The sequence below is a fragment of the Cupriavidus sp. UYPR2.512 genome, assembly GCF_000379565.1.
Classification (GTDB): domain Bacteria; phylum Pseudomonadota; class Gammaproteobacteria; order Burkholderiales; family Burkholderiaceae; genus Cupriavidus.
This window is the reverse complement of the sequence record NZ_KB902852.1, coordinates 467,584-486,395: the sequence shown is the minus strand read 5'-3', so window position 1 is coordinate 486,395 and position 18,812 is coordinate 467,584. Positions and strand designations below refer to the sequence as shown.

Annotated in this window: 16 protein-coding genes; 7 read left to right on the top strand and 9 right to left on the bottom strand. The window is 67.5% G+C overall.

From position 1 onward, the window contains the following. Nucleotides 1–7: 7 nt before the first annotated feature. Nucleotides 8–832 (bottom strand): IclR family transcriptional regulator, encoded by an 825-nt coding sequence (locus A3A5_RS0102165; protein WP_018309021.1) that lies wholly within the window; start codon nucleotides 830–832, stop codon nucleotides 8–10. A 130-nt stretch (nucleotides 833–962) separates the two neighbouring features. Between A3A5_RS0102165 and A3A5_RS0102160 the strand changes: the two genes are divergently transcribed. From A3A5_RS0102160 to A3A5_RS0102150, 3 genes are all read left to right on the top strand, one after another. Then, on the top strand, nucleotides 963–2,618 hold the full coding sequence (locus tag A3A5_RS0102160) for a GMC family oxidoreductase (RefSeq protein WP_018309020.1): 1,656 nt from the start codon (nucleotides 963–965) through the stop codon (nucleotides 2,616–2,618). 129 nt (nucleotides 2,619–2,747) lie between these two features. Then, nucleotides 2,748–4,076, top strand: coding sequence for an MFS transporter (locus A3A5_RS0102155; protein ID WP_018309019.1), 1,329 nt, complete (start codon nucleotides 2,748–2,750; stop codon nucleotides 4,074–4,076). A 51-nt stretch (nucleotides 4,077–4,127) separates the two neighbouring features. Continuing rightward, nucleotides 4,128–4,853 carry a GntR family transcriptional regulator gene (locus A3A5_RS0102150; RefSeq protein ID WP_018309018.1) on the top strand — a complete coding sequence of 242 codons (726 nt, stop codon included), beginning with the start codon at nucleotides 4,128–4,130 and terminating at the stop codon, nucleotides 4,851–4,853. Nucleotides 4,854–4,871: 18 nt separating this feature from the next. Here A3A5_RS0102150 and A3A5_RS0102145 read toward each other — a convergent pair whose 3' ends face one another. Then, nucleotides 4,872–5,540 carry an alpha/beta hydrolase gene (locus tag A3A5_RS0102145; RefSeq protein ID WP_018309017.1) on the bottom strand — a complete coding sequence of 223 codons (669 nt, stop codon included), beginning with the start codon at nucleotides 5,538–5,540 and terminating at the stop codon, nucleotides 4,872–4,874. Between the two features lie 480 nt (nucleotides 5,541–6,020). Here A3A5_RS0102145 and A3A5_RS0102140 point away from each other — a divergent pair, with 480 nt between their 5' ends. Both A3A5_RS0102140 and A3A5_RS0102135 read left to right on the top strand, forming a co-directional pair. After that, nucleotides 6,021–8,486 (top strand): DUF3772 domain-containing protein, encoded by a 2,466-nt coding sequence (locus tag A3A5_RS0102140; RefSeq protein WP_035811674.1) that lies wholly within the window; start codon nucleotides 6,021–6,023, stop codon nucleotides 8,484–8,486. A gap of 122 nt (nucleotides 8,487–8,608) precedes the next feature. Next, the gene (locus A3A5_RS0102135) at nucleotides 8,609–8,974 is read left to right on the top strand and encodes a hypothetical protein (RefSeq protein ID WP_018309015.1); all 366 of its coding nucleotides are present in this window, start codon (nucleotides 8,609–8,611) and stop codon (nucleotides 8,972–8,974) included. A 217-nt stretch (nucleotides 8,975–9,191) separates the two neighbouring features. Here the strand turns inward: A3A5_RS0102135 and A3A5_RS0102130 are convergent, their stop codons facing one another. The 5 genes from A3A5_RS0102130 to A3A5_RS44350 form a co-directional block, all read right to left on the bottom strand. Continuing rightward, a complete protein-coding gene (locus A3A5_RS0102130; RefSeq protein WP_018309014.1) occupies nucleotides 9,192–12,308 on the bottom strand; it encodes an efflux RND transporter permease subunit in 3,117 nt (1,038 codons plus the stop codon). A gap of 6 nt (nucleotides 12,309–12,314) precedes the next feature. Beyond that, nucleotides 12,315–13,475: an efflux RND transporter periplasmic adaptor subunit gene (locus A3A5_RS0102125; protein WP_018309013.1), complete on the bottom strand. Its 1,161-nt coding sequence runs from the start codon at nucleotides 13,473–13,475 to the stop codon at nucleotides 12,315–12,317. A gap of 2 nt (nucleotides 13,476–13,477) precedes the next feature. Further along, complete coding sequence (locus A3A5_RS0102120) at nucleotides 13,478–14,932, bottom strand: TolC family protein (protein ID WP_018309012.1); 1,455 nt, start codon at nucleotides 14,930–14,932, stop codon at nucleotides 13,478–13,480. Nucleotides 14,933–15,148: 216 nt separating this feature from the next. Continuing rightward, on the bottom strand, nucleotides 15,149–15,472 hold the full coding sequence (locus A3A5_RS37545; RefSeq protein ID WP_232431245.1) for a cobalt-zinc-cadmium resistance protein: 324 nt from the start codon (nucleotides 15,470–15,472) through the stop codon (nucleotides 15,149–15,151). Continuing rightward, nucleotides 15,450–15,626, bottom strand: a complete 177-nt coding sequence (locus tag A3A5_RS44350) for a hypothetical protein (protein WP_232431244.1) — start codon at nucleotides 15,624–15,626, stop codon at nucleotides 15,450–15,452. Before A3A5_RS44350 ends, A3A5_RS37545 begins: the two co-directional genes overlap by 23 nt. Nucleotides 15,627–15,874: 248 nt before the next feature. Between A3A5_RS44350 and A3A5_RS0102110 the strand changes: the two genes are divergently transcribed. Both A3A5_RS0102110 and A3A5_RS0102105 read left to right on the top strand, forming a co-directional pair. Continuing rightward, complete coding sequence (locus tag A3A5_RS0102110) at nucleotides 15,875–16,105, top strand: antitoxin (protein WP_026200357.1); 231 nt, start codon at nucleotides 15,875–15,877, stop codon at nucleotides 16,103–16,105. Then, the gene (locus A3A5_RS0102105; RefSeq protein WP_018309010.1) at nucleotides 16,098–16,457 is read left to right on the top strand and encodes a type II toxin-antitoxin system PemK/MazF family toxin; all 360 of its coding nucleotides are present in this window, start codon (nucleotides 16,098–16,100) and stop codon (nucleotides 16,455–16,457) included. The genes A3A5_RS0102110 and A3A5_RS0102105 overlap by 8 nt, the downstream gene beginning before the upstream one ends. A 77-nt stretch (nucleotides 16,458–16,534) precedes the next feature. On the opposite strand, the gene A3A5_RS0102100 is transcribed toward A3A5_RS0102105, so the two are convergent. Then, entirely contained in the window at nucleotides 16,535–18,157 is a 1,623-nt protein-coding gene (locus tag A3A5_RS0102100; protein ID WP_018309009.1) for a rhodanese-related sulfurtransferase, read from the bottom strand. After that, complete coding sequence (locus A3A5_RS0102095; RefSeq protein ID WP_018309008.1) at nucleotides 18,154–18,771, bottom strand: cysteine dioxygenase; 618 nt, start codon at nucleotides 18,769–18,771, stop codon at nucleotides 18,154–18,156. The genes A3A5_RS0102100 and A3A5_RS0102095 overlap by 4 nt, the downstream gene beginning before the upstream one ends. Between the last annotated feature and the right edge of the window lie 41 nt (nucleotides 18,772–18,812).

Here is an 18,812-nt window from a genome sequence, read left to right as displayed (position 1 = left end):
CCCCGGCTCAGTGCCCGCACAGCACCGCCGCCATCTCCCTTGCCGCCCCCTGCAGCGTCGGCACCGCCTGCAGCAGCGCCTCCAGCGATGCCCGCGCCGTCGGCGCATGACAGGCAATCGCAGCCACCACCCGGCCTGAACCCTCCCCCTCCGGCTCGCGCACCGGCACTGCCACCGCGCACATGCCGCGCACGAATTCCTCATGGTCCACGCCGATGCCGCGCGCGCCCAGCCGGTCCAGCTCGGTATTGAGTCCCGGCACATCGGACAGCGTGCGCGGCGTGTGTGGGGCCAGGTCCAGGCGCCTGAGCATCTGCTGGCGTTCCAGCCGGTTCATCGCTGACAGGAACAGCTTGCCGCTGGCGGTGCAGTGCAGCGGCACGTGGATGCCGGGCGACAGCTGCAGGCGCAGTGGCTCGTGTGTCTCGACGCGCTCCACATAGAGGACCCGGTCGCCGTCGAGCGCGGTGAGGTTGCAGGTCTCGCCCAGGCTCGCCACCAGCCTGGCCAGGATGGCGCGGCACTCGCGCAGCATCGGCGGGCTCCTGAGGGTCTGCAGTGACAAGGCCGCGGCGCCCGGGCCGGGCACGTAGCCGCGCTCGGCGGGCATGCGGACCACGAAGCCGGTGCGCTCCAGGGCGGCCAGCAGGCGCATCAGCGTCGCCTTGGGCACATGCAGCCGCTGCGAAAGCTGGGAAAGCGTCTGCGGGTGCTGCGCCCTGGCCAGGCTGGACAGCACCATCAGCACGCGCAGGCTGCGCGCATCGTCCTCCACCGCCCCGTCTTCTGCTGCAGTGCGATTCTGAAACGGGAATTGCACGTTCTGTTTCACAACCGGCGTCTCCTCGCGATTGAGCTTTCCATTCCGGCCCGGAAAAATAAAATCCGGAACAGAACGTTTCAAATTATAGGCCCAAGCCGGGTGGTTACGCGCCTGCCGGCCAGAAAAGGAGACAGCGACGATGTCGCAAACCGTTGACTACATCGTGGTAGGCGCCGGCTCGGCCGGTTGCGTGCTGGCCAACCGGCTCAGCGAAGACGGCCGGTATTCGGTCTGCCTGCTGGAGGCCGGCCCGCCCGACCGCTACCCGTGGATCCATATCCCGATCGGCTATGGCAAGACCATGTTCCACAAGGAAGTGAACTGGGGCTTCTATACAGATCCCGATCCCAACATGCTCAATCGCCGCATCTACTGGCCGCGCGGCCGCACGCTGGGCGGCAGCAGCGCCATCAACGGCCTGATCTACGTACGCGGCCAGCGCGAGGACTATGACCACTGGGAAACGCTGGGCAATCCGGGCTGGGGCTGGGACAACTGCCTGCCCTACTTCCGCAAGCTCGAGAACAACGACCTTGGCGCCGGCCCCACGCGCGGCACCGACGGCCCGCTGAACGCGACCTCGATCGACCGGCAGCATCCGCTGGTCGATGCCTTCATCGGCGCCGGCCAGGCCCTGGGCCTGCCGCGCAAGACCGACTTCAATGGTGGCGACCAGGAGGGCGTGGGCTACTACCAGCTCACCACCCGCAACGGCTGGCGCTGCTCCACCGCGGTGGCCTACCTGCGTCCGGCGCGCGGGCGCGCGAACCTGCGCGTCGAGACCGATGCCCACACCACCGGGATCCTGTTCGAAGGCAAGCGTGCCGTGGGCGTGCGCTACACCCGGCATGGCCAGCCCTATATCCTGCGCGCGCGGCGCGAGGTGATCCTGTGCGCCGGCGCGCTGCAGTCGCCGCAGTTGCTGCAGCTGTCGGGCATCGGCCCGGCGCCGTTGCTGCAGGACCTGGGCGTACCGGTGGTGCGTGCCCTGCCGGGCGTGGGCGAGAACCTGCAGGACCATCTGCAGGTGCGGCTGATCTACGAGGTGGCAAAGCCGATCACCACCAACGACCAGCTGCGCTCGCTGACGGGCAAGGCGCGCATGGGCCTGGAATGGCTGCTGATGCGCAAGGGGCCGCTGGCGATCGGCATCAACCAGGGCGCGATGTTCTGCCGCGCCCTGCCGCAGGAAAACGCCACGCCGGACACGCAGTTCCATTTCTCGACCCTGTCCGCCGACATGGCGGGCGGCATGGTGCATCCCTTCTCCGGCTGCACCTATTCGGTATGCCAGCTGCGGCCCGAGTCGCGCGGCACGGTGCGGATCCGCTCGACCGACCCATATGAGCCGCCGTCGATGCAGCCCAACTACCTGTCGGCCGAGCTGGACCGGCGCTGCACCGTGGCAGCGGTGCGCTACGCCCGGCGCGTGGCGCAGACCGAACCGATGCGCGGCCTGATGAAACGCGAGTTCCGGCCGGGCGACGAGGTGCGCAGCGACGACGAGATCCTGCACTTCTGCCGCGAGTACGGCGCCACCATCTTCCATCCGTCGGGCACCGCGAAAATGGGTCCCGCCGCTGATCCGCTGGCAGTGGTCGATGCGCGCCTGCGCGTGCATGGCGTGGGCGGGCTGCGCGTGGTGGACTGCTCGGTGATGCCCACGCTGGTCTCGGGCAACACCAACGTGCCGGTGGTGATGATGGCCGAACGCGCGGCCGACTTCATCCGCGAAGACGCACGGCGGGAAATGCATCCCGTCGATGCAGCGTGCCCGATGGCAGCAGCCGCCTGAGCGGCTCGCGCCAAGCCTCGTTGCGAACAAGCAAGGCCAGGCATCCATAACAAGGCCAAACCCCGCAGTGCATCCGGCGTCCATAACCATCCTTCCAGAGGACGCCGACCAACACCAGAGGAGACAAGCATGACAAGCCCCAACGAACAGGCGATCCGCAAGGTCGCGCTGGCGTCCGTGATCGGCGCCACCATCGAGTGGTATGACTTCTTCCTGTACGGCGTGGTCGCCGGCCTGGTCTTCAACAAGCTGTACTTCCCCGGCAATGACCCGCTGGTAGCCACCATGCTGGCCTACACCACCTTTGCGGTGGGCTTTGTCACGCGGCCGCTGGGCGGCGTGATCTTCGGGCACTTTGGCGACAAGGTCGGCCGCAAGAGCATGCTGGTGATCACACTGATGATCATGGGCGTGTCCACCTTCCTGATCGGGCTGGTGCCAACCTACGACAGCATCGGCATCCTGGCGCCGATCCTGTTGCTGCTGTTGCGCGTGCTGCAGGGCATCGGCCTGGGCGGCGAATGGGGCGGTGCGGTGCTGATGGCCTATGAGTACGCACCGCCGGGCAAAAGGGGCTTCTATGCGTCGCTGCCGCAGATCGGGCTGGCGATCGGACTGTGCCTGGCGTCCGGCGTGGTGGCGCTGCTGTCGCTGACCCTGACCGACGCGCAGTTCCTGGCCTGGGGCTGGCGCGTGGCCTTCCTGATCTCAGCGGGGATGGTGTTCGTGGGCATGTATATCCGCCTCAACGTCAAGGAGACGCCTGAATTCGCCGTGATCAAGCAGCGCAATGCCGAGACGCAGATCCCCTTTGTCGACATGATGCGGCGCTACCCGGGCAATATCCTCAAGGGCATGGGCGCGCGCTATATCGACGGGGTCTTCTTCAACATCTTCGGCGTGTTCTCGATCACCTACCTGACCCAGACCATCCATATCAGCCGGACTGAAGCGCTGGTCGGCGTGATGGCGGCGGCGATTGCGATGTGCTTCTTCATTCCGTTCTTCGGCCACCTGTCCGACCGCATCGGCCGCACCCGCGTGTATTTCTGGGGCTCGCTGATCACGGCCCTGTCCGCCTTCCCGGCGTTCTGGCTGATGCTGAACAGCGGCGGCAACACCATGCTGCTGTGGCTGTCCATCGTGGTGCCGTTCGGCATCCTCTACGCCGCGGTCTACGGCCCGGAAGCGGCGCTGTTCTGCGAGCTGTTCGATGCCAGGGTGCGATACACCGGGATCTCGTTCGTCTACCAGTTCTCGGGGATCTTCGCGTCCGGCATCACGCCCATCATCGCCACGGCACTGCTCAGGTCGGGCGGCGGCAAGCCCTGGCAGATCTGCGCCTACGTGGCCTTTGCGGGGCTTGTGTCGGCGTTGTCGGTGGCGCTGATCGGGCGGGGCGAAGGCTCCCAGGCGCGGCGCGAAAACGGCATGCCGCTGCGCGGTCCGGCGCGCTAGGCCGGTCGGCAATGTCTTAGAATGGCGCAACGCCAATGACAGGGACATTGCATGCAAACTCCGGACGGCACCGGTGCGGCCGCCGCCCCGCTCCTGCCCAGGGTCGTGCGCCAGCGGCTGCACGACACCGTGGTCGACCACCTGCGCAACTTTATCGTCGAGGGGGTGCTGCCGCCGGGCATGAAGCTCAATGAGCGCGAGCTGTGTGAAACGCTGGGCATCTCGCGCACGCCGCTGCGCGAGGCGCTGAAGGTGCTGGCCGCCGAGGGGCTGATCGAGATCTCGCCCAACCGCGGCGCGAGCGTGTCACGGATGAGCGAGGCCGAGGCCTGGGAAGCCTTCGAGCTGATGAGCGGCCTGGAGGCCTTTGCCGGGGAGCTGGCGTGCGAGCGCATCACGCCGCCGGAGCTGGCGCAGATCAAGGCGCTGCACTACGCCATGCTGGCCTGCCGCGCGCAGAACGACCTGCCCGGCTACTACGCCCGCAACCAGGAGATCCACGACCGCATTGCCGAGGCCGCGCGCAACCAGACGCTGCAGCAGACCTACCTGACGCTCAACCGGCGGCTCAAGGCAATGCGTTTCCGCTCCAACCACCAGACCGCCAAATGGGACCGCGCCGTGCACGATCACGAGGAGATGATCCGCGCGCTGGAAGCCCGCGACGGCAAGCGGCTGGCGGCCATCCTGCGCCAGCACTTGCTGGACAAGCGCGCCGCGCTGATGCAGATCCATCCCGACCCGATCGCTGGCGTGCCGGCGGTGCCGAATGCCTGAGGCCTGGGCCCTAAGCCGTCAGGCGGCCGCCCCGGCATCGGGACGATCCAGGTACCCGCCGACGATACGGACCAGCAGCGGCAGCTTGCCGGTAAAGAAGTGGTCCGCCCCCGGCACCACCACTACGGGCAGCCCCTGCGGGCGCGCCCAGTCGAACAGCGCGCCGAGTTCCGCGCGCTCGTCACGCTCACCGTGGACCACCAGGCAATCGGCGGGCACGGCCGGCGTGTCGTAGCTGCGATGCGCCTTGACGGTGCCGTAAGGCGTGCCGGCAAGCACCAGGTGACGGATCGGCACGGACTGCGCCGCCAGCGTGGCGGCGACATGGGCCATGACGAACGCACCAAAGGAAAAGCCGGCCAGTGCCAGCGGCAAGCCGGGATGGGCCCCGCGCAGATGGGCGACGACGGCGAGCATGTCCTGCGCCTCGCCGCTGCCCTGGTCATGCTTGCCCGCGGACCCCTCGACCCCGCGGAAATTCGGCCGCACAGTCAGGAAGCCGCGTGCCACCAGCGCCTTGGCCAGCTGGTGCGGCACCTTGTGCGTGGCCGAGCCGCCCAGCAGCGGATGCGGATGCGCGACCACGGCGATGCCGCGCGGCGCGCCGGCAGGACGGTCGACCAACATTTCAATCTGCCCGGCCTCGCCGCCGAGCTGCGCCTTTTCCGTGCCTGACGGAACAGCCATGCCTTCTCCTGGTGATGACGATAGGCCGCCCGCGGCCTGAAAACCGTGATGGTAATGCGATTCCGGCAGGCCGCGCCGGCTGGCGCCCGGCCCTGCACCGCGCGCCCGCGCGCGCGTATCCGTATCAAAATGTCAGCCAGTGCATTATCCGACGCACCACGGCGTCGGGTGGCGCATTCGCTTTCGTATAATCCTGCGAACCGCGGCAAGGCCGTTTTTCGTTTTCCCCTTGGTCCCGCCGCCATCGGTCAGCACGTCCCGTGTCACGCACACCGGCCTGCCAGGCAGCCCGCCGCGCTTCGTGCCCTGACCAGACTTCGCCGAAGGGAGCGCCAGCGAGCGGTCATCCCTTCCCGTGTTCATTGCCGGTGTCCCGGCCGTTCCCGCATCCCGTCGCCGCCGCATCCGACGCGTGCCAGCGCGATGCCCCTGCCGATGCCGGAGCCGCCGCAAGCCGTCACCATCCGACGAGATTGCGCCATGAGCAAAGTTTCACGGCTCGCACTGGGCCTTGCGCTCGCTGCGCTATGCCACCTGATGCCGGCCACGCTGCCCGCCGCACTAGCCGCCCCAGCCTCCGAAGCGGCATCCGAGGCCGGCGCCCAGCAGGCGCCCGCCATCACCCACGGCGAGGCCGCCGCCGAACTCAAGCGCCTGCAGACCGAGCAGGACCGCATCAAGCAGCAGGCCTCCGATCCGGATGGCAACACCAGGCTGCATGAACTCGAAGAAACGCTGCAGAAGCTCGATGCCGACGTCGGCAAGCTGTCTTCGGCGCTGACGCCGCAGCGTGCGCAGCTGCAGGCGCAGCTGGACGTGCTGGGGCCGCCGCCGGCGGACGGCACCACCAAGGAAGCGCCGGCGGTGGTCAGGCAGCGCGCCGAACTGAATGCGCGCCGTGCCCAGCTTGATGCACAGCTCAAGCAGGCGGGCGAGAGCAAGGCGAACATCGCCAACCTGAGCGGCCAGCTGGCGCGGCTGCAGCGCAGCCAGATCAAGGACCAGCTCGCGCTGCGCTCCGAGAGCATACTGAATCCGCAGTTCTGGAAGCCGCTGGCCAGCCCGACGCAGGAAGACCAGGCGCGCCTGGCCACCTTTACCGACCAGGTGGTGCCGATGGCGCAACTGGCCTGGCAGCCGTCACAGCGCACCGCCACCATCGCCTTGCTGCTGCTGGCCCTGGCCGTATGGACCATGGGCCGGCGCCTGGCCGAACGGGCACTGGCGTGGTTCTGCCTGAACCAGCTGCCGGCGACGCGCCTGCGCCGCAGCGCCCTGGCGCTGGCCACCACGCTGGCCACCGTGTGCACCACCGGGCTGGCGGTACAGCTCGTCTACAACGCCTTTACGCGCAGCTATGAACTTCCGCCGGACCTGATCGAGCTGTACGGCCAGCTGCTCAAGCTGACGCTGACCAGCGCGCTGATCGCGGGCCTGGGGCGCGCGCTGCTGTGCACGCGCCATCCCTCCTGGCGCCTGCCGGCGCTGGCCGATCCGGTCGCGCTGGCGATGAAGCCGTTCCCCGCCGTGCTGGCCGGCCTGTTGCTGCTGGCCGGCACCCTTGAGCAACTGAACCGCATTGCCGATACCAGCGTGCAGGTCACGCTGCTGGGCCGCGGGCTGGTCTCGCTGGTGGTGGTGCTGACCATCGGCGCTGCGCTGCTGCGCGCCAACCGCGTGCGCAACGTGCTGGCCGCGGCGGGCGAGCGCCCGGAGGCGCGCGCGACCCTGGCGGGCATGATCCACGCCGGCGTGACCCTGATCGTGATCGTGTCGATGGTGGCGCTGCTGGCCGGCTATATCAGCTTTGCGCGCTTCCTGACCTATGAACTGGTCTGGTTCGACATCGTGCTGTGCAGCCTGTACCTGCTGACCCAGGTCACGCGCGACCTGTGCGAAAGCGTGTTCTCGACCCACTACGCCAGCGGCCGCGTGATCAAGCAGCTGTTCGGCATCGAAGACGCTCGCCTGGAGCAGACTTCCACCATCCTGTCCGGCATCGGCGCCAGCCTGCTGTTGCTGCTGGCGGTGCTTGCCCTGCTGACGGGTGGCTTCGGCACCACGCCCGCGGACCTGCTCAACAGCCTGCTGACCGTGCTCGGCGGCGAAAAGCTGCGCAGCCTGAACATCATGCCGGAGCGCATCCTGAACGCGCTGGTCGCGCTCGGCGTGGGCATCTGGCTGCTGCGCTCGGTGCGGCGCTGGCTCGATGCAGAGCTGCTGCCCAAGCTGTGCGTGGAGCCGGGGCTGCGCGCCTCGCTGGTCACGCTGTTCAGCAATGTCGGCTACGTGCTGCTGGTATTGCTGACGCTGTCGCTGCTGGGCGTGCGCTGGGACAACCTGGCGTGGATCGTCAGCGCGCTGTCGGTGGGCATCGGCTTCGGCCTGCAGGAGATCGTGAAGAACTTCGTCTCGGGCCTGATCCTGCTGACCGAGCGGCCGGTCAAGGTGGGCGACATGGTCAGCATTGCCGGCGTTGAGGGCGACATCCGCCGCATCAACGTGCGCGCCACCGAGATCCAGCTGGGCGACCGCTCCACCGTGATCGTGCCCAACTCGCAGCTGATCTCGCAGAACCTGCGCAACGTGACGATGAGCAACAGCACCCAGGGGGTGGCGTCGCTGCAGCTCACCTTCCCCCTGAATACCGACCCCGAACAGCTGCGCGACCTGCTGCTGGACGTCTACCGCGAGAACGAGACCATCCTCGACGTGCCGGCCCCCTCAGTCATGTTCAGCCAGCTGGCGCCCAACGGCATCACGCTGTCGGTGACGGGCTATGTCGGCAGCCCGCGCATCGCCGCCACCACGCGCAGCGACCTGTTGTTCGAGATCCTCAAGCGCCTGCGCGCCGCGGACATCTCGCTGTCGGTGCCGCAATCGCTGCGGCTGGAAAACATGCCGCCATTCGGGCAGGAGCCAGAGCGCGCGCTGGCCACCGGCTGACGGGGCACCGGCATTAAAGCAGCCGTTACAACCCTAACAAGTCGCCGGCCGCGCCGAAACACCTTGAGGGGCGCTTTGCGTGCATCATGAATGCACACAGGCTGCATCAGAAGGAGTCCGATATGCGCCCCTCCACCCGAATCGTTTCAGCGGTTGCCCTGAGCGTGGCGCTGGTGGCAGCCGGCCCGGCGTCGGCGCGCGGCCGCCACTACCACGGCGGCGGCTCGAATGCCGGAGCCGTGCTGGCGGTCGGCGCGCTGGTTGGCCTGGCCTTTGGCGCGGCCCTGGCCTCGGCGCCGGTCATGGCGGCACCGCCCCCTGTCACCTACGCCCCGGCTCCGGTGACATACGCGCCGGCTCCGGTCTCATACGCACCGCCGGCAGCGCCGCCAGGCTATTGCTACCGCGACTACGACCGTGCCTACGTGCCTTGCGGTCCGCAGCCGTCGGGGTATTACGAACAGCAGCAGCCGTATTACGGTTATTGAACCAGGCGCCTGCTCACATGAAAAAACGCCCCATGCTTGAACTGACCCCAAGAAGTTGGACATCAACTTTTGGGGTGCAGTTCATGCTTTGATGGGGCGTTTGTCTTTGGTGAAGCGGCTGGCAAGCGCGCAGGCTTCTGACTGACCGCTTGCGTGCTCCCTCTCCCGCAAGCGGGAGAGGGGAGCAAACCAGCAGGATACGAAGGTAGCCGCTGCCTTACACCGGCACGTCCCTGGTCGGATCCGGCTTGCGATCATCGAACCAGCGATACAGCGTAGGCACCATCACCAGCGTCAGCAGCGTCGACGTAATCAGCCCGCCGATCACCACCACCGCCAGCGGACGCTGCACCTCCGAACCCGGCCCCGTCGAGAACAGGAACGGCACCAGGCCCAGCATCGCAATGGTCGCGGTCATCATCACCGGGCGGAAACGCTGGGTCGCGCCCTGCACCACCGCTTCATCGAGCGACAAACCCGAGTCGCGCAGCGTGCGGATATATGACACCAGCACCACCCCGTTCAGCACCGCCATGCCCCACAGCGCGATAAAGCCCACCGAGGCCGGCACCGACAGGTATTCGCCAGTGACGAACAGCCCGATGATGCCGCCGATGGAGGCAAACGGCAGCACGGTGATGATCAGCGTGGCAAAGCGCAGCGAGTTGAACAGCAGGAACAGCAGGAAGAAGATCGCGGCGATGGTCACCGGCACGATGATCTTCAGGTGGCCCATGGCGCGTTCCATGTTCTGGAACTGGCCACCCCACTCCAGGTAGTAGCCTTCAGGCAGCTTCACCTTGGCGCCGGTGGCCTGCTGCAGCTCGGCCACGAAGCCGCCGAGGTCGCGGTCCTTCACGTTGATCATCACCACCACGCGGCGCTTGGCCATTTCGCGGCTGATCTGGGCCGGGCCGTCGTTGACCTCGATCTTTGCCACGCTCTGCAGCGGCACCTGGGTGCCGTTGGGCGTGGACACCAGCAGCTGGCGGATGGCCTGCTCGTTGTTGCGGAACTCCTCCGGCAGGCGCACCGCCGCGGCAAAGCGGCGCTCGCCTTCGAAGATGTCCGTGGCACGCTTGCCGCCGATGGCAATCTCGATCACGTCATGGATGTCGGACACGTTCAGCCCGTAGCGCGCAATCGCCTGGCGGTCGATCTCGATCGACAGGTACTGCTGCCCTGACACGCGCTCGATGCGGATGTCCTGCGAGCCCTGGATGCCGCCGGCCACGCGGGCGATCTCGCCCGCCAGTTCGCGCAGCTTGTCCAGGTCATCGCCGAACACCTTCACCGCCACGTCCGAACGCACGCCGCTGACCATTTCGTCGACGCGGTCCGAGATCGGCTGTGCCATCACGATCTGCACGCCGGGAATGGCCTTGAGCTTGTCGCGGATGGCGTTGGCGATATCGTCCTGGGTCCAGCCGTCGGGCCACTCGCCGCGGTCCTTCAGGCTGGCGATCGGGGTAGATTCGTTCTGGCCCTGCGGGTCGGCCGGGCTTTCGCCGCGGCCCACGCCGGACACCACCGACTTCACGCCCGGCACGCTCAGCACCAGCTTGTTGGCTTCCTTCTCCAGCTTGATCGACTCTTCCAGCGAGATGTTGGGCACGCGGTCGATCGCGGGCACGATCGAGCCTTCCTTCATCTCCGGAATGAACGAGGTGCCCAGCAGCGGCACAATCGCCAGCGTGGCGACGAAAGCCGCCACCGCGCAGATCACCGTCTTGCGGCTGTTGCCCAGCGCCCAGTGCAGCAGGCGCAGGTAGTGGCGCTTCATGAAAGCGATCACATGCGTGTCGTGCTCGGCGCCGCCCTTGAGCAGGTACGACGACAGCACCGGCGACAGCGTCAGCGACAGGAACAGCGAGATCGCCAGCGCGATCGAGATGGTGAACGCCAGCGGCGCGAACATCTTGCCTTCCATGCCCGACAGCGTCATCAGCGGCAGGAACACCAGGATGATGATGCCCACGCCCACGATCACCGGCGTGGCCACTTCCTGCACGGCCTTGACCAGGATCTCGGTCTTGGTGAGGCCCGGCTCCTTGTGGCCGAGCCGCTCGAACGCGTTCTCGACCACCACCACCGAGCCGTCGACCATCAGGCCGATGGCAATGGCCAGCCCCCCCAGCGACATCAGGTTGGCCGACAGGCCCACCTCGTTCATCACCATGAAGGTCAGCAAGGGCGTCAATACCAGCGTGGCCAGCACGATCACCGACGAGCGCACGTCGCCCAGGAACAGGAACAGCACGATCACCACCAGCACCACGCCTTCCAGCAGCACCTTGGTCACGGTCCACAGTGCGGAGTCGACCAGTTCGCTGCGATCGTAGTAGGGCACGATCTGCAGCTTGCCCGGCAGCATGCCGCGCTCGTTGATTTCGGCCACGCGTGCCTTCACGCGGCTGACCACCTCCTTGGCATTGCCGCCGCGCATCATCATGACGATGCCGCCGACCGCCTCGGTCTGGCCGTTCTTGACCAGCGCCCCCTGCCGCACCTCATGCCCGATGGTGACGTTGGCCACGTCGCGCAGGTACACCGGCGTGCCGTTGATCTCCTTGAGCACGATGCTGCCCAGGTCATCCACGCCGCGGGCCAGGCCCACGCCGCGGATCAGGTACTGCTCGGCATAGTGCGGCAGCACGCCGCCGCCTGAGTTGGCGTTGTTGCGCGCCAGGGCCTCATAGACCTGCTGGGTCGAGATCTGGTAGTGGCGCATGCGTTCCGGGTTGACCAGCGCCTGGTATTGCCGCACGTAGCCGCCCTGCGAGTTGATCTCGGCCACGCCCGGGATCGAACGCAGCAGCGGGCGCACCACCCAGTCCTGGGCGATGCGCCGCTCGGCCAGCTCTTCCTGCGTCAGTTCGCGGTTGCCGTCGTCGGCACGGTCCAGCGTGTACTGGTAGACCTCGCCCAGGCCGGTGGAAACCGGGCCCAGCACCGGCGACACGCCTTCCGGCATGCGCCCGCCCACTTCGATCAGGCGCTCCATCACCAGCTGGCGCGCAAAGTACACGTCAGTGGCGTCGGTAAACACCAGCGTGATCAGCGACAGGCCCGCCTTGTTCAGCGAGCGCATCTCTTCCAGGCCGGGCAGGCCGGTCATGGCCATTTCCACCGGCACGGTGACAAAACGCTCGACTTCCTCGGGCGAGCGGCCCGCGGCTTCGGTGGCGATCTGCACCTGCACGTTGGTCACATCGGGGAAAGCATCCACCGACAGCCTGGTGGCAGCGCGCAAGCCGAAGAAGAACAGCACCACGGCAATCACGCACACCACCAGCCGCTGCTTGATGGCGGCTTCGACTAGGGATTTCATCATGGCCGGTTACCCTTGCTCGAGGCGCTTGCGCTCGTTGTCGAGATGGAAGGCGCCATCGACCACGATGCGGTCGCCGGCCTTCACACCGTTCTGCACCACGCGCATGCCGTCGCTCTCGGCGCCCAGCCTGACCTTGGTGAGGCGGTACTTGTTGCCCGGCATCTCGACGTAGACCAGCTCGTCATTACCGTCGCGCACCACCGAAGCCGCCGGGATCACCAGCTGGTCGACCGGCTTGCCGGCGATCAGCATGCTGGCCAGCATGGCAGGCTTCAGGCGGCCTTCGCGGTTCTCCAGCTCGGTACGGACCAGCACCGTGCGCGACTGCGGGTTGACCGTGCGGCCGACGTAGATCAGCTTGCCGGTAATGCTCTTGCTGCCCGCACCGTTGCCAAGCGAAGGCACCTCGATGTCAACGCTTTGCCCTTCGGCCACCTGGGCGGCCTGCTGCTCCGGCACTTCGGCCACCACCCATACGCGCGACAGGTCTGCCACCGTATAGAGCGCATCGGCCGGCTGCACCACCTGTCCTTGCGCCACGTTGCGCTCGACCACGGTACCGCTGATGCTGGAAAACACCGGCGAATGCGAGTTGATGCTGCCGCTCCTGGCCAGCTCGGAAATGGAACCCTGCGACATGCCCAGCACGCGCAGCTGGTCGCGGTAGGCGCGCATCTCGGCCGAGGCAATCGCCAGTTCGCTCTCGCGGCGCTGCAGCTCGCCGCGGCCGATCACGTCGGCGGCAAACAGCTGGCGCGCACGCTCGGCGTTGCGGCCCTGCAGCTCGGTCTGGGCCTCGCTCTTCAGGAAGGCCATCTGCGCCGCGCCCAGCTCGCTGCTGTGCAGGCGCGCCAGCACCTGGCCAGCCTTCACTTCCTGGCCCAGGGTGGCATAAAGGTCGGTCACGCGGCCGGTCACGCTGGCGCCGATGCGCGCCACGCGTTGCTCGTCGAAGTCGACGCGGCCGGCCACGCGCAGCATCTCGCTGAACGGGGAGGTGGCCACCGGCGCCACCTTCAGCCCCTTCTGCAGGTTGCCCTCTGGCTGGATCACGCCCGGCGGCAGCTTGGGCGCCTCGGCAACGGGTTGAGGTTTGTCGGAGCAGGCCGCCAGGCTGAACGTCAGGACGGCAGCGGCCGTCAGCGAAAGCAGGAATTTGGGACGCATGATTATTTCTGTTCGATGGTGGAAGTCGGCTGCAGGCCCGGCGCCGCGGTAGCGCCCGGGGCGGTCGACATAAGCTTTTCGATCTGGATGGCGGCCACCTGCAGGTCGTACTGGGCGGCAATCAGCTCATTGCGCGCGCCGCGCAGCACGCGCTGGGCATCGAGGTAGTCCAGGATGCCGCGCTCGCCGAAGCGGTAGGCGGACTCGGCCACGCCCAGCGCCGACTCGGCCTCGCGCACGATGCCAGACTCAAGCGCCGTCACCTGCGCCTGGTTGATCTCGTACTGGCGGTAGGCGGCTTCCAGCTCCTGCATCAGCTCGAACTCACGCGCTTCCAGGGCGCTGCGCGCCTGCGTGGCATGCGCCGTGGCCTCGCCCACCGGGCCGCTGCGGCGGTCCCACAGCGGGATGGTCAGGACCAGGCCGATCTGCGAGACGTTGTTGTCAGGCTGGCGGTCGGTGCTGGCGCGCACCGCCACCTCGGGCCAGCGCAGCGACTTCTGATAGTTCACGCCCAGCTGTGCGCGCTCCAGCTCCATGCGGCGCTGGACCAGCTCGGCATTGCCGGCGGTCATGGTGTCGCGCAGCACCGGCAGCGGCGGCACGTCGGGCGACTGGCCCAGGGCGCCGGCCAGCGCATACTGGCCCGGCATGGCACCGCCCACCTGCTGGCGCAGCGCGGCCTTGGCCTGGTTGACGCGCAGCCCGGCGGTCTGCTGGCTCTTCTGCGAGGCCAGCAGTTCGGTCTCGGCCTTGATCAGTTCATAGCGCGGCGCCTCGCCCACCTCCACGCGCAGCCGCGCCCGCGAATGGATCTGGCGCATCATCGCCAGATCTTCCTCGGCGGCATGCAGCTCGCTCTCACGGCGCAGCACCTCGTAGTAGGCGGTCTTCACGCGGGCGGCCAGGTCGGCCCGGAAGCCTTGCCGCATGGCCTGCGACGACTCCAGCCCGCGGGTCGCCATGGCCTCGCGCAAGCTGCGCTGGTGCGGGTAGTCCAGCTTCTGCACCACGGCGTAGCTGGGCGCATTGCCGCTGGTCACGCCCGGCTGCTTGCCGGACAAGCGGCCGTACATCACCTCCACCTGCGGGTTGGGATAGGCACGTGCGCTGCTGATGGCCGCGCTGGCGGCATCGACACCGGCCTCGGCGGCGGCCACGCCCTTGTTGGTGGACTGGGCCAGGTCGAGCAGTTGGGGCAGCGAGTAGGCGGGTCCCGCCTGGGCGCCAGCCGATGCGGCGGATGCGGGCTTCGCAACCGCCGCGGCCGCCAGGATGGCAGAGCCCGGCATGGGTGCGGCAGCAGGTTTGGTCAGGGGCGCGGGGGCGGCTGGCGCGGCACCGGCCGCGTCCGTTGGCGTCGGGGACACCCCGCCTCGCAGATCGGCATGGGCCGGGGCGGCGGCGAGCGCGATCAGCGAAAGCGACGCGATCAGGGTCAGCTTGGTTGTTGTCATGAGTCGGGAAAGCAAGCAATACGGCTGCCTGTCGCCATGCTGTCGCTCGCCCCGGGGCGAGCGGTCACTTGGACGCGATCACGGCAGGACGCACAACGGCAGCGGCTTGCCCGCGCGGTCAGGCAGCAGGCAGGCTGGCGAAATCAGGCAAGAAGGCGCGGCCCGCGGCACGGCGGCGGCATGCGGCAGCGCGTGCGGTGCGGGCGCAGGAAAAGCTCAGGCGCGGGAAATGGGGGGCCGGAAGAAGCCCGAAGGCGGCGGCTCGGCGCGGCCAGGCGGATGCTGGGCGACGTCGCCGGAGGGCAGCAGCAGCTTCACTGGTGGCAAGGCAATCAGAGCGCTGGATTCCTCGATCTCGTCGAGCAGGTCGAGGGGATCGAGCAGATCCGCCGACCAGATATTGCAATACCCGGGGGGCGGGTCGTCGCAGATATCGTCGTCATGCAGGCCGTCGTCGCCGGGCACGATGATCCGGCCCAGATCGTCAACAGGCTGCCCCGCCGCCAGGTCTACCAGGTCAACGCTGGCCTGCGCCTGCAACGCCGCGCGCGTCCGCCACTGCTCCGAAGGAGAGCAGCGACAGGCACATGGCAGTCAGCAGCAGGAACAACAGTCGCATTGGATCGGGGGCATTGGCGGCATTGCCGGCCAGCCCGCTGTCGGGGTTGGCCGGTGGAATGCTGCAGGACAGCATTGTAACTGAACGATTACGATTGACAGGGAATCGTTACGTTCGTTCCCTTGCTGTAGAGAGATCGGGCGCCTGCAAGGGCTTTCAGACTTATCCAATTTCAGCCAATCCGCTCCCCAGTCTAGGCTCAGTCCCTGTTCCCAAAACCCCTGTGAGCCAGTCTGTGCGTCCATCCGTTGGCGGTTTTGTAATACAAAAATGAGGTACAAATGAGCGCTATACTTCCGTATTACGCAAGTACGGAGCCATTCATGCAAGGAACGACCTTGTCCTTCCGCGCCGGCGAAGAACTGGCCGATCAGACTCGCGCGCTGGCAAAGGCATCGGGACAAAAAACTTCCGACTACATCCGCGATGCCGTGCGCGAGAAGAACGAACGGGAAATGGCCTCCCGTATCGCCATGCTTTCCCGGAAGCTTTCGGCAAAGCACCTGGCCGCCAGTGAAGACATGGACGCATCGGCCGGAGACGGGCTTGACTGAACTGAAGCGCGGGCAGATCTGGGAGGTCGACCTCAATCCCCAGACGCATCGGAAAGAGCCGGCCAAGCGCAACCGGCCGGCGCTGGTCATCCAGACGGATTTGCTCAATGACGCCGGCCATCCGACCACGATCATTGTGCCCGGAACATCACAGATCGAGCGCGAGGATTGTTTTCCGTTGCGGGTCGCGCTGGGAAAGCTGCCTGGCCTGGCCTATGAGACGGACCTGCTCATCGACCAGGTCCGTGCGGTGTCCAATCGCCGGTTCATGGGCGGCCGGCCGGTGGCCACGTTGGCGGCCAATCACCTTCGCAAGGTGGAAGAGGCCATGCGTCTGCTGCTCCGCCTCTAGGCCTTCCGGTCTTGCCCCTGCCTGTCGCCCGGCCTCGCTGCATGATAAGCAGCGTCAGTGCATATCATGCAGCGGCCCTACACCACCCTGAACCCATGCGTCCCGTCGCGTTCCAGTTGCGCGATCAGGCCGAACTCCCAGTCCAGGTAGCCCTGCATCGCCTCGCGCGGGTTGTCGGTGCCCTCATACGGCCGGCGGTAGCGGTCAGTGCGTTCCGAGGCCAGGTGCGTCTCCCCGCTTTCCAGCGGCAGTCCCGCGGCAATCCACGCCTGGGTGCCGCCTTCCAGCACCAACACTTGCGCATCGGTCAGGCGCCGCAGGTCGGCGGCGGCAAAGCGCGCCAGCAGGCTTGAACCGCAGGTGAGCACGTAACGCCTGGGCTGCGCGATGCGTGCCAGCGCGTCGGCCAGCTGGGCGCGAATGACGAAGCAAGCGCCGGGAATATGGCGCTTGACGTAGTTGGCGCTGGTGGTGAAGTCGAGGACGGCGGTGCTGCCATCGCCTGCGTCAAGCCACGTGGCCAGTTCGGCTGCAGAGATGGTCGGTACCGGCGCTGACGCCGGCACCGGTGCGCTGACCGCGCCGGTTTCACTGCGCTCCGCCGCGGCCACCGGTTCCACCACCCAGATATCCCAACCCATCTGCGCCAGCCATGAGCCGGTCATGCTGGCGCGCACGTCGTCATCATCCGCCAGCACGATGCGCGCACCGCGCACCGGAGCGCAATGGTCGGTCTCCTGCACCAGCTGGCCGCCTGGCGCGTTGACAAAGCCCGGCAGGTGGCCGTCGGCGAATTCCTCGGGCGTGCGGACATCGAAGCGGTACACGGTGCGGCCGGGCTGCTGCAGCGTTTCGATCTGGGCCAGGGCAATGCGGCGCACGCCGGCCCGGTCGGCGATCGCGCGCGCGCCATGGCGGGCACTATCGCGGTTGGCGTCGCTGACCGCGGTGGGGGCGCGGCGGCTGGCACCGTGGTCCAGCTGCTGGCCGGCCAGGGTCCAGCCGATGGTGCCGTTGCGCAGCGCCGCCACCGGGTTGGGAATGCCCGCGTTGACCAGCGACTGCGTGCCGATGATGCTGCGCGTGCGCCCGGCGCAGTTGACGATCACACGCGTGCGCGGATCAGGCGCCAGCTCGCGCACGCGCAGCACCAGTTCTGCGCCTGGCACGCTGGTGGCGGTGGGAATGCTCATGGTCTGGTATTCATCGAAGCGGCGCGCATCGACGATCACCACATCGGCCTTGGTGTCGATCAATGCCTGCACTTCCTCGGCCGCCAGCGACGGCGTGTGGCGCCTGGCTTCCACGACCTCGCCGAACGACTTGCTCGGCACGTTGACGTCGCGGAACACCTCGCCGCCGCCGTCGGTCCAGGCGCGCAGTCCGCCTTCCAGCAGATGCACGCGCGTATAGCCCAGCTCGCGCAGTACGGCCGCGGCGCGCGGCGCCAGGTCAGTGCCGGCGTATTCGCCGTAGACGACGATCAGGGTGTCGCGGCGCGGGATGCGCGCCCACGCGTCGATCTCAAGCCTGGACAGCGGGAAATTGGCGGCCCACAGCGGGTGTTCCTGCGCGAAGGGATCTTCCTCGCGCACATCGATCAAAGCGATCTCGTCGCGGTTGAGCAGCGCCTCGCGCACCGCGTCGCGCGAATACGTTGGAAAGGCCGGTGCGGCCTGGGTAGCAGTAATCGTGGTCATGACTGGGCAACTTCGCGGGAACGGTCCCACAGGTTGGGCAGGGTCTGGTTGGAATAGCCGGAGACAAAGGGCTTGCGCGTGCCGTCTCCGGCATAGACCGAACGGCGCACCGCGCCGATATTGGCGCCATACACATGGATGCTGACCGAGACGCGGTCGTCATGCACGTTGTTGACAAGGTGGATATCGCCGACCGTGGGCGATACGGCCTCGACCTGACCGGGCAGCAAGCGCACGGCGTCGCCATGCGGCACAGGCCGCCCGCCTGCGTCGAGCGCGAACGGCTGCGAGTCTTCCGCGCCGCGCAGCATGCCGATCAGGCCCCATACGGTGTGGTCGTGGATCGGCGTGCGCTGGCCCGGCCCCCAGACAAAGCTGACGACCGAGAAGCGTTCGGCGGAATCGCAATGCAGCAGGTGCTGCTGGTAGTACTCGGGATGCGGCTGGGCCCAGGCATCGGGCAGCCAGTCGTCGCGCGCGACCAGCTTTGCCAGCAGCGCCCCGCCTTCGCGCAGGATGCACGGCTCGTCCGGGTGCTGGTCCAGCAACGCGGCCAGGCCGGTAATGAAGTCGCGCAGCGGCGCGAGCATGTTGGGGGTGGGGGTGCTGCCCATGGGACTGACTCCGGAGTGTCTCGTTCTGGTTTGCCGGCGCG

Bases quoted from the DNA above. Each gene is read 5' to 3' on its own strand.
- A3A5_RS0102100 (WP_018309009.1), bottom strand. From the start codon at position 18,157: ATGACCACGATTACTGCTACCCAGGCCGCACCGGCCTTTCCAACGTAT.
- A3A5_RS0102120 (WP_018309012.1), bottom strand. From the start codon at position 14,932: ATGACAACAACCAAGCTGACCCTGATCGCGTCGCTTTCGCTGATCGCG.
- A3A5_RS0102160 (WP_018309020.1), top strand. From the start codon at position 963: ATGTCGCAAACCGTTGACTACATCGTGGTAGGCGCCGGCTCGGCCGGT.
- A3A5_RS0102095 (WP_018309008.1), bottom strand. From the start codon at position 18,771: ATGGGCAGCACCCCCACCCCCAACATGCTCGCGCCGCTGCGCGACTTC.
- A3A5_RS0102145 (WP_018309017.1), bottom strand. From the start codon at position 5,540: ATGGCTGTTCCGTCAGGCACGGAAAAGGCGCAGCTCGGCGGCGAGGCC.
- A3A5_RS0102110 (WP_026200357.1), top strand. From the start codon at position 15,875: ATGCAAGGAACGACCTTGTCCTTCCGCGCCGGCGAAGAACTGGCCGAT.
- A3A5_RS0102130 (WP_018309014.1), bottom strand. From the start codon at position 12,308: ATGATGAAATCCCTAGTCGAAGCCGCCATCAAGCAGCGGCTGGTGGTG.
- A3A5_RS0102125 (WP_018309013.1), bottom strand. From the start codon at position 13,475: ATGCGTCCCAAATTCCTGCTTTCGCTGACGGCCGCTGCCGTCCTGACG.
- A3A5_RS44350 (WP_232431244.1), bottom strand. From the start codon at position 15,626: ATGCTGTCCTGCAGCATTCCACCGGCCAACCCCGACAGCGGGCTGGCC.
- A3A5_RS0102150 (WP_018309018.1), top strand. From the start codon at position 4,128: ATGCAAACTCCGGACGGCACCGGTGCGGCCGCCGCCCCGCTCCTGCCC.
- A3A5_RS0102135 (WP_018309015.1), top strand. From the start codon at position 8,609: ATGCGCCCCTCCACCCGAATCGTTTCAGCGGTTGCCCTGAGCGTGGCG.
- A3A5_RS0102140 (WP_035811674.1), top strand. From the start codon at position 6,021: ATGAGCAAAGTTTCACGGCTCGCACTGGGCCTTGCGCTCGCTGCGCTA.
- A3A5_RS0102155 (WP_018309019.1), top strand. From the start codon at position 2,748: ATGACAAGCCCCAACGAACAGGCGATCCGCAAGGTCGCGCTGGCGTCC.